The 13,730-nt window shown below is 42.1% G+C and carries 10 protein-coding genes; all 10 read right to left on the reverse strand.

The features are described from left to right. Positions 1–15: 15 nt before the first annotated feature. The 10 genes from MHM99_RS15295 to MHM99_RS15340 all read right to left on the reverse strand — a co-directional run bounded on the left by MHM99_RS15295 (position 16) and on the right by MHM99_RS15340 (position 13,673). On the reverse strand, positions 16–1,203 hold the full coding sequence (locus MHM99_RS15295) for a nucleotide sugar dehydrogenase (protein WP_101566005.1): 1,188 nt from the start codon (positions 1,201–1,203) through the stop codon (positions 16–18). 118 nt (positions 1,204–1,321) lie between these two features. Further along, complete coding sequence (locus MHM99_RS15300) at positions 1,322–3,043, reverse strand: glycosyltransferase (RefSeq protein ID WP_239220079.1); 1,722 nt, start codon at positions 3,041–3,043, stop codon at positions 1,322–1,324. Positions 3,044–3,129: 86 nt separating this feature from the next. Further along, positions 3,130–4,212, reverse strand: coding sequence for a dTDP-glucose 4,6-dehydratase (gene rfbB / locus MHM99_RS15305; RefSeq protein ID WP_239220081.1), 1,083 nt, complete (start codon positions 4,210–4,212; stop codon positions 3,130–3,132). 35 nt (positions 4,213–4,247) lie between these two features. Continuing rightward, positions 4,248–5,117, reverse strand: a complete 870-nt coding sequence (gene rfbD, locus MHM99_RS15310) for a dTDP-4-dehydrorhamnose reductase (protein ID WP_239220083.1) — start codon at positions 5,115–5,117, stop codon at positions 4,248–4,250. A gap of 23 nt (positions 5,118–5,140) precedes the next feature. Further along, on the reverse strand, positions 5,141–5,686 hold the full coding sequence (rfbC, locus tag MHM99_RS15315; protein WP_239220085.1) for a dTDP-4-dehydrorhamnose 3,5-epimerase: 546 nt from the start codon (positions 5,684–5,686) through the stop codon (positions 5,141–5,143). Between the two features lie 75 nt (positions 5,687–5,761). Then, entirely contained in the window at positions 5,762–6,646 is an 885-nt protein-coding gene (gene rfbA / locus MHM99_RS15320) for a glucose-1-phosphate thymidylyltransferase RfbA (protein ID WP_239220087.1), read from the reverse strand. A 12-nt stretch (positions 6,647–6,658) separates the two neighbouring features. Beyond that, positions 6,659–7,999: a phosphoglucosamine mutase gene (glmM, locus tag MHM99_RS15325; protein ID WP_171337378.1), complete on the reverse strand. Its 1,341-nt coding sequence runs from the start codon at positions 7,997–7,999 to the stop codon at positions 6,659–6,661. A gap of 66 nt (positions 8,000–8,065) precedes the next feature. Continuing rightward, positions 8,066–9,898, reverse strand: coding sequence for a glutamine--fructose-6-phosphate transaminase (isomerizing) (gene glmS, locus MHM99_RS15330; RefSeq protein WP_239220089.1), 1,833 nt, complete (start codon positions 9,896–9,898; stop codon positions 8,066–8,068). Positions 9,899–10,024: 126 nt separating this feature from the next. Next, complete coding sequence (locus tag MHM99_RS15335) at positions 10,025–12,589, reverse strand: glycosyltransferase (RefSeq protein ID WP_239220091.1); 2,565 nt, start codon at positions 12,587–12,589, stop codon at positions 10,025–10,027. A gap of 262 nt (positions 12,590–12,851) precedes the next feature. After that, positions 12,852–13,673: a hypothetical protein gene (locus MHM99_RS15340; RefSeq protein ID WP_171337381.1), complete on the reverse strand. Its 822-nt coding sequence runs from the start codon at positions 13,671–13,673 to the stop codon at positions 12,852–12,854. Positions 13,674–13,730 lie beyond the last annotated feature (57 nt).

The following is a 13,730-nucleotide window of genomic DNA, read 5'->3' on the forward strand; positions in this document are numbered from 1 at the left end:
GCCCCCAAACTTGGGTTAATCAGCGTTGAACAAGTCGCGGCTGTATACTTTATCTAGTACATCTTCGATATCGCCCGTAACTCGGTTTGCTACGATTACGTCAGAAATTTTCTTAAACTCTTCTAAGTCGTTAACTACGCGTGAATTAAAGAAATCTTCTTCCTTAAGTACCGGCTCGTAGACTACAACTTCAATACCTTTCGCCTTAATACGTTTCATGATGCCTTGAATAGCACTTGCTCGGAAGTTATCAGAACCAGACTTCATGATAAGACGATAAATGCCTACAATTTTAGGCTTACGGCTTACAATTGAATCGGCGATAAAATCTTTACGCGTACGGTTAGCATCCACAATGGCCTGAATCATATTATTAGGCACTTCACTGTAGTTAGCTAGTAACTGTTTGGTATCTTTTGGTAAGCAATAACCACCGTAACCGAAGCTTGGGTTGTTATAATGATTACCGATACGTGGGTCCAATCCGACACCTTCGATGATTTGTTTAGTGTCTAAGCCATTACGTTCTGCATAGCTGTCTAACTCGTTAAAGTATGCTACACGCATTGCCAAGTACGTGTTGGCGAAAAGTTTGATGGCTTCTGCCTCAGTACTGTCGGTGAATAAAACATCGATGCTCTCTTTTATTGCACCTTGTTGAAGTAGCTTGGCGAAAATTTCTGCTCTCTCGCTTTGCTCGCCCACAATAATACGGCTAGGGTAAAGGTTATCGTAAAGCGCTTTGCCTTCGCGCAAGAACTCAGGCGAAAAGATAATATTGTCAGAACCAAAACGGGCTTTAGCGTCTTTGGTAAACCCTACCGGTACGGTCGATTTGACAACCATTACCGCATCAGGGTTAACTTCCATCACGGTTTTGATTACCGCTTCTACACTACCAGTATTGAAGTAATTCGTTTGCGGGTCGTAGTCTGTTGGTGTTGCAATTACCACATAGTTAGCATCTTTATATGCTTCTTGCGCATCAAGCGTTGCTACAAGGTTCAACTCTTTCGTTGTTAAATACTCGGCTATTTCTTTGTCTTCAATTGGAGACTTTTTGTTATTAAGCATCTCGACTTTTTCAGGTACTAAGTCGACCGCTTTCACTTCATTGTGTTGTGCAAGTAGCACTGCATTTGAAAGCCCTACATAGCCTGTGCCTGCTACAGCTATTTTAAGCTTCTGCATAGTACTATCCATTTAAATCCTCTCCAGTTTTGTACAAATAATTTACGAAAGCTTTATTACTATCATTGCATAGTAATTTTAAACAATAATGAATACTACGGCTAACTCGCCTAATTCTCTTAATAGTGTATCAAAGCTCTGTTTGATGCAGTATGCATAAATTATGCCTTATGTGACACTCTTTCAATTCTACTGCGCTTCTTATCGAAAAGTTCTCACGCTTTAGCGTTAGATTCGGATTGTAAGCTGGATCATTTGCTATGAAGTCGCTCCACGTTGTTTGAAGGTAAGCTAATTCGCGATTAAAACGAGCCGCTTTTTCAGGTGAAATATCTAAGCCTCGACTAACCGATTCATGATGGAAAAGCTCTGCTTCTGCACAGTAAACATTATTAACGCCTAAGCCCTTAACCTTCAAACAAAAATCCACATCGTTAAAGGCAACAGAAAGGTCTTTTTCATTCAAACCGCTTACTGCATCAAAATCCGTGCGTTTAACTAATAAGCACGCTGCGGTTACCGCACTATAGTTGTTTGTAGCGACGATTCTTTTTAAGTAACCAGTATGAAAGCGCGGAAAGTTCTTGTGAGCATGGCCAGCACCACCGCCGTAGCCTAAAACAACACCAGCGTGTTGTATGCGTGTATCAGAATAAAGCAGCTTTGCACCAACACAGCCAACGTCTTCGCGCTCTGCATGACCAACCATATAAGTAAGCCAATTAGGCGATATAACCTCGATATCGTTATTGACTAACCCAAGAATGGAACCTTTTGCATGTTCAACACCGAAGTTATTAATTGCAGAGTAATTAAATGGCGCTGGATAACGAAGAACTCGAACCTTATCCAAAGTGTCTAAATAGTCAAAGTACTCAATACTTTCCTGCTCGTCAGAGCCGTTATCAATGAGCAATATCTCGTAATTTTTGTATGTTGTTTTTTCTAGAATTGATTCAATACAAGCTTTAACCAATGCTTTCCCATTTTTCGTGGGAATGATTAAGCTTACCAAGGGATTACTATTGGGCCAGCATACTCGGTTTACGCTAAATTGCTCGTCTAGTTCGACTTTCGCATTTGTATGTTTTTCTATCACTGTTTTAACGCGCTCTAGCGTGTTTAATTCACCTTTTTTCTCTGGTAATTGGTGCACCAAGGGCAGCGGCAAATGATTAATAGCCAAACTTTTGATAGTGAGGGAAAGTTCTGTAACTATCTCTGCAATTGTTGTTTGGTTAGTAATGTGTAGCGACTTGAGCAGCGCTGTTTTGATCATTACCCCAGTATTGATATAAGCGGTAGAGAATTGAAGCTCAGGGTTCCAATCGGGTAAGAATCTTGGTGATGACTTAGCCCCATTTATATTAAGTTCATCCGTATCACAATAAACTAAGTCGCGTTCTTGCAAAGCATCACATAGGTGGCCAATAGCAACTTCCTGTAATGAATCACCACCGTTAAGTAATAACGTAGGAATCTGGTCATCCAGTCTAGCAATATTCTTTTCTAAGGTACTTTTATCTATATCGCCCGCAATAAAGCAGGTTTTAACACTAAGCGCCTTAAGCCTTTTTTCAGTGACGCCTTGGCTGTCGGTGCCAAATACTATAGCTTGCCATCCATCAATCTTGCCTGCTGGCTTTGAAAAAGCAGACTCATTTACTTCAAGCCAATAATTGTATAACGCCTGAGTTTGTTTAGGCGCTGGCGCATCGAAAAATAGCCCCGACTTTCTTACAGACCTTACATACAAGCCAGTTAAACGTTCGTTTTGTTTGAGCTTGTTTTTTAAGTTTTTAGGAATAAGTTGAAGGGCGGCACGCACTGACCGCATAGCAATTTTTTTCATGTAGACTATTTAGGGCCTTAAAAATAAAGAAAGCCGCTTTATTTAAAGCGGCTTTCTAGTTTAACACTTGTAAGTTTGTATGGGTATCAGCTTCCGGTACCTAAACGCTCGCCTTGGTAACTGCCGTCAAGAACTGCTTTCCACCAGCCTTCGTTTGATAAATACCACTCAACAGTTTTGTGAATACCGCTTTCGAAGGTTTCTTGAGGCTTCCATCCCAGCTCACGCTCAATTTTGCTAGCATCAATGGCATAGCGCATATCGTGGCCTGGACGGTCTTGAACGTAGGTAATCTGCTCAGCGTATTTGCTATCTTTCGGCTTAACTTCATCCAGAATTGAACAGATAGTTTGCACTACTTCAATGTTCTGCTTTTCGTTGTGGCCACCAATGTTATAGGTTTCACCGATTTCGCCGTTTAGTGCAACCACAACTAATGCACGTGCATGGTCTTCAACATACAACCAGTCACGAATTTGGTTACCTTTGCCATATACAGGCAGCGGCTTTCCAGCTAGCGCATTTAGAATAACCAACGGAATAAGCTTTTCCGGGAAGTGGTACGGGCCGTAGTTATTCGAGCAGTTAGTAACTAGTGTGGGTAACTTATATGTACGAAGCCACGAACGCACTAGCTGATCTGAGCTCGCTTTACTTGCTGAATACGGTGAGCTAGGTGCATACGGTGTAGTTTCTGTAAAGAGTGGAAGCTCTGTTCCTGGTTCAACCTCATCTGGGTGAGGAAGGTCACCATATACTTCATCGGTAGAAATATGATGGAACTTAAAGCCTGCTTTTTTATCGCCTTCTAGTGCAGACCAATACGCTCTTGCTTGCTCAAGTAAGGTGTATGTTCCTACTACATTGGTCTGAATAAATTCGCCTGGACCGTCGATAGAACGATCTACATGTGACTCGGCCGCTAGGTGCATAATAATATCGGGCTTGTGAGTATTGAACACGCGCTTTACTTCTTCAGCATCACAAATATCAACTTGCTCAAAGCTATAGCGGTCGCTATTTGAAACTGATGTTAATGACTCTAAATTGCCCGCATAGGTCAATTTATCCAAATTGACTACAGTATGGTCTGTATCGTTTATAAGGTGGCGAACCACGGCTGAGCCAATAAAGCCTGCACCACCTGTTACTAAAATTGTTTTACTCATTTTATTTACCAAAAGTATAATTCTATTTCGACCGTTTAGGCTTTCAATTCATCAAGCATATCGGACAACTGCTTTCGCCAGTGAGCGGGCTTGCACGAAGTAAATGCTTCGCGCGCAGTTTGTTTATCCAACACGCTATAGTGCGGACGCTTCGCTGGGGTTGGGTACTGGCTAGAAGGAATTGGTAATACTGGAATAGTACTACTGAGTAACCCTTTTTCAATTCCAAGCTCTTGAATAGCTATAGCAAAATCGTACCAGCTTGCTACGCCCTCGTCGGTCCAATGATAGACACCTGCTGTTTTATTTTCAGATGCCGATACACACGCTTCAGCCAACCCTTTGGCCCAGGTAGGTGTACCAATTTGATCGTCTATAACAGAAAGCTGTGTTTTTTCACTCATCAAACGCAGCATGGTTTTTACAAAATTATTGCCATGAGATGAATAAACCCAAGCGGTACGAATTAGGCAGCTAGCCTTTGGTAAAATTTCAAGCAGGGCTTTTTCACCTTCTGCCTTTGATTTGCCATACGCACCTTGAGGTTCAATAGGGTCGTCTGTTAAATAAGGCGAGCCTTTGTGACCGTTAAACACATAGTCGGTCGACACATGCACCATAAAGGCGCCACGTGCTTTACAGAAAATCGCCAAATTCTTAACGGCAACAGCATTGATAGCGTTACACGCATCAGCGTCTTCTTCAGCTTTATCAACAGCGGTGTACGCTGACGCGTTAATCAAAACATCGGGGGATAGAGGGGCTAATGAAGCTCCAATGATATCGCTATTTGTAATATCAATATCATCGCGACCTAAAAACGTAACTTGGTGAGAGCTATTTTCAAATTCACGGGAAAGCTCAAAGGCTAGCTGACCAGATTTACCTATAACTACAATATTCATTAAGCGTTTCAATCCAGTAACAATTAAAATGTAGGTGCGTCTACAAACGCTAAACCCACTTCGTCTTTACCAGACAGCGAAGGTTTCTCACCATTTACCAAAGGCCAGTCAATATTCAACGTTGGGTCGTTATACTTTACCGATACTTCAGAATCCGGATGATAGTAGTCTGTGCATTTATACACGAATTCAGCCGATTCACTGGTTACGTAAAAACCATGAGCAAAACCAGCAGGCACCCAAAGCTGACGCTTGTTTTCGGCAGAAAGTATTACCCCAACCCATTTACCATAAGTTGGTGAGTCTTTACGCATATCTACGGCTACATCGTACACTTCGCCGCTCGTTACTCGTACTAACTTACCTTGGGTTTGCTCCATCTGGTAATGAAGGCCACGAAGAATACCTTGGCGAGATTTAGAATGGTTATCTTGAACAAAGTCTACATCTGCGCATTCTTTTTTAAACCAATCGGTACGAAAGGTTTCTAGAAAGAAGCCGCGCTCATCGCCAAACACTTTCGGCTCAATAATTTTAACGTCAGGGATATCTGTCTTGATTACTTGCATTTACTTTCCGTACTAACGTGCAAATGAATATAAGAAGAAAGGTGGCAATGCCACCTTCTATAACTTGAATATAGGTTAAACTTTTACTCTGTCTTTAAGTACTTTCAATAGGTAATCACCATAGCCACTCTTCTTAAGTGGAGCCGCCAGCTTTTCTAGCTGCTCAGCGTTGATATACCCCATTCTGAACGCAACTTCTTCCGGACAACATACTTTTAAGCCCTGACGTTTCTCTATAGCGCCCACAAAGTTCGCTGCATCAAGTAGAGAGTCTAGAGTGCCCGTATCAAGCCAGGCTGAGCCCCGTCCCATTAACTCAACTTTAAGAGAGCCATCTTTTAGATAAAGATTGTTTAGATCGGTAATCTCAAGCTCACCACGAGGAGATGGTTTTACCTCTTTCGCGAAATCAACAACTCTGTTGTCGTAGTAGTAGAGCCCTGTAACTGCGTAATTAGATTTGGGAACAGCAGGCTTCTCCTCAATAGAAAGGGCGTTCCAGTCATCATCGAAGCTAACCACACCATAGCGTTCTGGGTCATTGACATGGTAACCGAATACAGTAGCGCCCTGCTCTTGGGTATAAGCGCTCTGGAGAGAGCGCTTTAGGTCATGTCCATAATAGATGTTGTCACCAAGAATGAGCGTGCAACAATCATTACCAATAAAGCTATCACCTATAAGAAATGCTTGAGCCAAGCCATCAGGTGAAGGCTGAACTGCATATTGAACATTAATTCCCAGTTCGCTCCCATCGCCGATAAGCTCGATGAAACGATTCTGCTCTTCTGGTGTTGTGATAATTAAAATATCCTTTATCCCAGACATCATAAGCGTAGCCAGGGGATAATATATCATCGGCTTATCGTAAACCGGCATCAGTTGCTTGCTCACCACTTTCGTTAATGGGTGCAATCGAGTGCCAGAACCACCTGCTAAAATTATGCCCTTACGTTTCATTTTCTGTCCTTACTAATTTGCTCGAATTACCTCTGACAAACTATTTGCCAGCGCGGCAGCAGTTTCTCCATTTTTTGCTTCAATCATTACTCGAATTAACGGTTCTGTACCAGATTTCCTAAGAACCAGACGTCCGTCCTTACCTAATGATTCTTCTACGCGACTGACCTCATCTTTTACTACATCTAAATCAAGCACTGAATCTAGGTCGCTATGACGAACATTCACCATGCATTGAGGAAGTTTTGTCATTCCTGACTTCAATTCATGCAAGGGATACTCGCTTTTCACTACCACTGTCAAAATTTGAAGCGCGGCTATTATTGCATCGCCGGTAAAAGCGTAATCCAAATTGAGAATATGCCCCGAAGTTTCACCACCAATTCGCCAGCCAGTCTCTTTAAGCTTTTCAACGACATACCTGTCACCCACTTTCGTTCTTACGAAAGGTATATCTAGTTCTTTTAAAGCTAGTTCAAGGCCTAAGTTGCTCATTAGCGTGCCAACGACACCGCCTTTGTAGCCTGCTTGCTTTGCTTCACGAGCCATTAAAAAGAGAATTTCATCTCCGTCGACTACTTCGCCTTGTGAATCAACAAACATAATTCTGTCTGCGTCTCCATCCACAGCAATGCCTAAGTCGGCTTTATTAGTTGTTACCGCTTTACTTAAAGAGTCTAAAGAAGTGGCACCGCAGTCATTGTTAATGTTTATGCCATTTGGTGTGTTCGCAATATTTATCACTTTTGCACCAAGCTCTTCGAATACACTAGGCGCGACTTTATATGCTGCACCGTTGGCACTATCGACAACAATTGTAAGCCCTTCCAAACTAAGTTCACTCGAAAAGGTACCTTTACAAAACTCGATATAACGACCTGCAGCGTCTTCAACTCTTCGTGCTTTACCTAAATGCTCAGAGTCGACACATTCAATACCATGTTCAAGCGCATATTGTAACTTCTCTTCGATAGCTTGCTGCTGCTCACTTCCTAGTTTAGCTCCGCTACGGCCAAAAAACTTAATACCGTTATCGTAATAGGGGTTATGAGATGCACTAATAACTACGCCAGCGTCAGCCCTAAACGTAGAAGCTAAATAAGCCACTGCCGGTGTGGGGATAGGCCCCGCCAAAGCAATATTCACCCCGGCCGCTGACAAACCTGCTTCCAGTGCAGACTCCAGCATGTAGCCACTGGCGCGTGTATCCTTTCCTACTAGTACCTCTTTTGTGCCGTCCGCCGCTAAGACTACACCTGCAGCCCAACCAAGTTTCATTACAAAATCGGGGGTCATCGGAAATTCGCCCACTTTTCCGCGAATTCCATCAGTGCCAAAATATTTTTGAGACATTCTTACTTCCTAAAAAACGAAAGGCCACAACTTAAAAAGTCATGGCCGATTATCAAGACATTAGCGCTATTCTACTGTAACTGACTTGGCTAAGTTTCGTGGCTGGTCAACATCAGTCCCTTTGATCAGGGCTACATAGTAAGAGAGAAGCTGTAAAGGAATAGTGTAAACAATGGGGGCAATAATATCTTCACAATGTGGGATATCAATAACGCGCATTGTTTCGTCACTTTCAAAGTGTGCGTCAGCATCCGCAAATACGTACATAATACCGCCTCTAGCACGTACTTCTTCAACATTAGATTTTAACTTCTCAAGTAACTCATCATTTGGTGCAACCACGATGACAGGCATTTCATCATCTATCAACGCTAGAGGGCCATGCTTGAGCTCTCCTGATGCATAAGCTTCAGCGTGAATGTATGAAATCTCTTTTAGTTTAAGCGCGCCTTCCATTGCAATCGGATATTGAGCGCCGCGCCCTAAGAACAAGCTATGGTTTTTGTCTGCAAACTCTTCTGCAAGTGTCTCGATAGCATCGGCAGTGCTGAGAGCCTCCTCAACCTTGCCAGGAAGGGTTTTAATCGCAGTAGTTATTGAGCCCGCCTTTTCACTAGACATGCCATTAAATTTGCCTAGTGCTAATGTAAGCATTAAAAACGCTGTGAGCTGAGTTGTAAACGCTTTGGTCGATGCAACGCCAATTTCAGCACCGGCAAGAGTCATGAATGCAAGATCTGATTCGCGTACTAACGATGACCCTGGCACATTACAAATTGTAAGTGCAGACATGTACCCCAATTCTTTAGCTAGGCGTAATGCTGCTAACGTATCTGCTGTCTCTCCGCTTTGAGAAATCGTGACAAGCAAACTGTTTTGATGAACGGCTGACTTGCGATACCTAAATTCTGAAGCTATCTCTACTGAACAAGAAACATTTGCATGCTCTTCCAGCCAATATCGCGCAGTCATTCCAGCATGATAACTTGTGCCACATGCGATAATTTGCACATGCTTAACTTGTTTTAAGATGTCTTCTGCGCCATCGCCAAATAGCGCATCAATGTTGTGAACATTATCCACTCTATCTTGAAGCGCATTTCGAATAACCGCAGGCTGCTCGTAAATTTCTTTTAGCATGTAGTGGCGGTAACCAGCTTTGTCACCCGCATCATGCTCAACTGTCGATTCGATAATTTCGCGTTCTACCCGAACACCAGTTTTATCAAAGATCGTTACTTCTCTACGGGTAACTTCCGCTACGTCACCTTCTTCTAAAAAGATAAAGCGGCGTGTTACAGGTAGTAATGCTAATTGATCTGAAGCTATAAAGTTTTCACCTAAACCAAGACCGATGACTAAAGGACTACCTGAACGCGCTACTACCATTTTATCCGGGTCTTCTTTATCGATAACTACTGTTCCATATGCCCCAGTAAAATGCGTTACTGCACTCTGAACAGCTTCTAATAAAGACTTACCGTCGTTAAGCATTTCGTGAACTACATGCGCAATGGTCTCGGTGTCAGTATCGCTTGAAAAGGTGTACCCTTTTTCAGAAAGGTTCTTACGCAACGAAACGTAATTTTCGATAATACCATTGTGCACTACCGCAACACGGCTTGAAGAAAAGTGTGGGTGCGCATTGTATTCAGTCACGCCACCATGAGTAGCCCATCTTGTGTGGGCAATCCCCGTGGTCCCCAGAGCTGTTTCACCTTCTACAGCTTCAGCTAAGTTTTTGACCTTACCTACTTTGCGAATGCGCTTTAAATTACCATCCTTGTCCAACAAAGCTACGCCAGCAGAATCATATCCTCTGTACTCTAACCTTTTTAATCCTTCTAGTAGTATTTCAACCACATTCCTTTCGGCTACTGCGCCTACTATTCCACACATCCTACATACTCCGTACTTCGCGAGTTATTTATTATTAAGTTTCTGCGCATATTCTAAAGCAAGTCACCACCAAGGCAACTAAGCGCGACTACTAAAATCAGAATTAAACATGTTTGACACATAACTCTATGATTTACACAAAAATGTTTCTAGGGCTTCATTAAGCTTTGAATTATAAACATCACCAGAGAAGCGCCTAAGCGCACTAACTCTAGCTTTTTTTGCTATTTCAGTTAGTGATTCATTATTTTTCTGGAGGTGCTCAAGTGCATTGGCTATCGCTTTAACATTCTTATATTCGACCAGAATACCTGTCTCCTGGTCTATTAACTCTGGAACAGCGCCCCAATCATATGCAACAACCACTCGTTCGTTTAACATTGCCTCAGCCACAGTTCGACCAAAAGACTCTTCAAACCAAGACAGTGAAAGCACAACATGGTTTTGCTGCATCGCAGCATTCACGTCCGAAACATACCCATGAATCTTTATATTTTTCGTATCTAATTCTTTTTGTGCTTTTTTGACTTCGTCAGTAATGGGGCCGTATAAGTTGAATTGGATACCATTATTTAATTTGCACAAGCTTGCTACTTCAAAAAAGTCGTTCACGCCTTTTTTCTTTATATTACTGCTGACCATACACACGTTAAGTACTTTTTCAGACATAATCTCCTTGATTAATTCCGGCGACGAGACCTTGTTATAAACAACAGATGTACGATGGGGCACATTCAGCCAACTCTCCGTTTTTTTAGAGTTGGCGATAAAGAACTCGCTGTTTTTTAGCAGCCGTTCTCTACATTCTTCCGGAGTTTCGCCAAGTATCTTCATTAAATCAGGGTCGTATTCAGGCAGCTCTCGAACATGAACGATGCTCGGGATGTTACTTTGTTTTGCAGCAATTAGCGGTTCATGCATAACTATTGTATTTACATATACGGCAACTACAGCGTTTTCCTTAAAGTACTTAGACAGGTAATTTACGAGTGCAGTGCTTGTTTTGCGTGATTCGTTAAACCATGGGAGAGGTAAGAACTGAATAGTATCAACTAGTTGACTGCACTTGTCGATATAGTCTGTATTTATCGCGGAAGGTAAAATAAGCGTAATTTTATACCCAGCATTGCTTAATGCGAAGAGCATATCGAGAAGGCTTCGCTCGGCACCAAAAATTTGAGATGTCACCTGATGCCCCACAAGAACGACATGACGCCCCGACATATTTCTCACATCTCCCTGGAGAGTTAAAGGCCGATTAAACTCCCACCCATTTGTTAAGGCATGCCACGTGGGGCTTCTTTCCTGTGCATACTGAGGAAAACAGTATTTATAAGCGCTAGGTATAAAAAATGGAGACGGCGCTCTATCTTCTGCCTCTCCGCTTTGCCAGAAATGCTCGTGTATACCGATACCTTGAGCATTGACATCCTTGTTAGACAATAGATACCACTCTTCATCCAACGCCGTTAGCCAACGGTTATATTTAGCTTCATTAACTTCGTTAGCGGTATTAGCGGCGTTTTTCAGTAATACGGGAGGGATGGGAAAAGGTAAGCCTACATTATGATCACCGCTATTTATGCTTAGATCGTTTGTATTTTTATGCCATGCTCTCGCAAAATCAATATACTGTTTCCTAGCACCGCCGTACTGGGTAATAAGATGTGTACTGGACTGCTGAGTAAGTGACGACTTACTAACCCTTCCAAGTGAAAGTGGCGTACCGGGCAGCACCTCTCTTATGCTATTTTCACCTTTAAGCGCTTGTAGACGATAATAAAATTCTGTATCAGCATTGGCTTTAACATTATTCCACCCGCCTAGTTCTAGAGCTATTTGCCTATGCACCATCAGGGAAGATACATTCCTATGTACCCATCCATTTTGAGGCCTAAGTCGAGTAAATTCCAACGAGCTATTACATCTTGCCCAATGCGATACAGAGGCCGCCAGGCTCCTCCTCCAGATGAGCGGCCAAACTTGTTTTTCTATCTTTTGAGGATGAGCCCAATCATCAGCATCCATAACCGTAACAAACTTACCGGTCGCTAAAAATAGGCCTCGATTACGCGAGAAATAGGCACCTCTATTAATATCGTTTCGAAAAACACTGATTCTCGCATCTTGCTCCGAAAGCACTTTTAATTGCTCAAAAGTGTTGTCCGTCGAGCAGTCATCAATAACAATTATTTCAAGATTTGCCCAGGTTTGTGAACGCAAAGAACGAAGCGCTGTTGCTGCGGTTGTTGCCCCGTTGAATACTGGCACAACAACTGAAACCTTGTGAAATGGAAAAACAGAAGATTTAAGTTTATGGAACAGCTTTGTTTCCTTACTACTGCCGAGGCTATCGAACAAAGCTGGATCTTCGGCGACAATTTCTACATTTTCCAAATGTTCAGATGAGTAAATCTGATTTAGACGCTTTATTTTACCGTACTTTTGCTCGAGTAAAGAGCGCGCCATTAAAGACTCAGTTGGTGAGAAAACGGCTTCCCATCTTCGCAATGCGCTTTCGGCACCTTTGATATCACCTACTTTTATGTAGCTTTCAAGCGCAACAACATACCCCCCCTGCTCTGCTATAAGTTCTGGGAATGAAGTAAGCAGTTTCGTATTGCTCTCTATTAAGGTGATGACCTCTTTGAAGGCCCCTAAAGAGTGATAGTACGAGGCTATGTTAGCCAACGCGTAGGCGCCATTAGGCCCTTCACCTTTAACGTGCTCTCTCAAACGAACTAGCGAAAAGTTGTCGATTGAATGAGGAGCGCCCCAAAGCGCTCTTATGTCACTTAATACTGGAAGGGCGCAAGGTAGACGCCCTTCTTTTATTCCGAATTTTTTGTAGTGTGTTAGCGCATCTACACCCGCATTTGCTACATCAGGGTAGGTCGCTAAATACCAACTTTCGTCAAAGTAATTAATAAGCACGCTAAGTTTTTAAACTGTATTAAGACACTAATAGAGGAAATTTTTCTTTTGCCAAAGAAGCTTCTTCAAGGGAGCACTTGAAATGTTTCACAAAATGAACCATATGATATTCACCATGTCTTTCGGAAACATCATTCTCACCGTGGTTGACAAGGTATAAAACAGAAGAATCAAATGAAAAATAAACCTTGCGCGATGCCTCTTTAGCTCGCAAATGAAACTCGATGTGATTTTTTAGCCTATGTATAAAACCTTTACTTTGCAAATCTTCCAACGTTATCTTCGAAACAAATGACGAACCACAATTTCTGTAAAAAATCCGCTCGTTTCCGTCCAAATAACCAAACGTTTTATTCTTGTAGTCGTACAGATAACCCGCCATAATTGCAATATCGTCACATTTCTGCTGGTCAAAAGTGGGCAGTATATAATTAAAAAAATCTTTTGAAACTAGATCGTCAGCATCAAAGAGCATTAAAAAAGCTTTGTCATTATCACTTTGAGCGATAAAACTCTCAACATGTGAAAACGCAGTAGTTTTCTTCAACTCCTTATCTTTCATATACAAACTTTTGTCAGCTGGTCGAGGGAAGCTATTTTCTACGAAATAGATAGAAATACATTTCCAATCTTGCGCAACACTTTCTAACGGGTTCTCATGGCCACTTATGAATACAGTTACCTCAATTGCTTCGTCGGCGACACTAGCTGCATTGTCGATTGACTTGAGAGTTCTCATCAAGTTGAGGAGAATTAAGCCCCGCTTTTTTTCACTATCTACCCACTTATTATCTTCAAAAACTCTTGTTGTTTTTAAAGGAATGACAAAACAAAATCTCACTACCTATCCTTCATAGATTATATAGTTATAAGTTGGCGTTCGTTCTGAACTAACGTA

The organism is Alteromonas sp. MmMcT2-2 (assembly GCF_022348305.1).
Lineage (GTDB): Bacteria > Pseudomonadota > Gammaproteobacteria > Enterobacterales > Alteromonadaceae > Alteromonas > Alteromonas macleodii.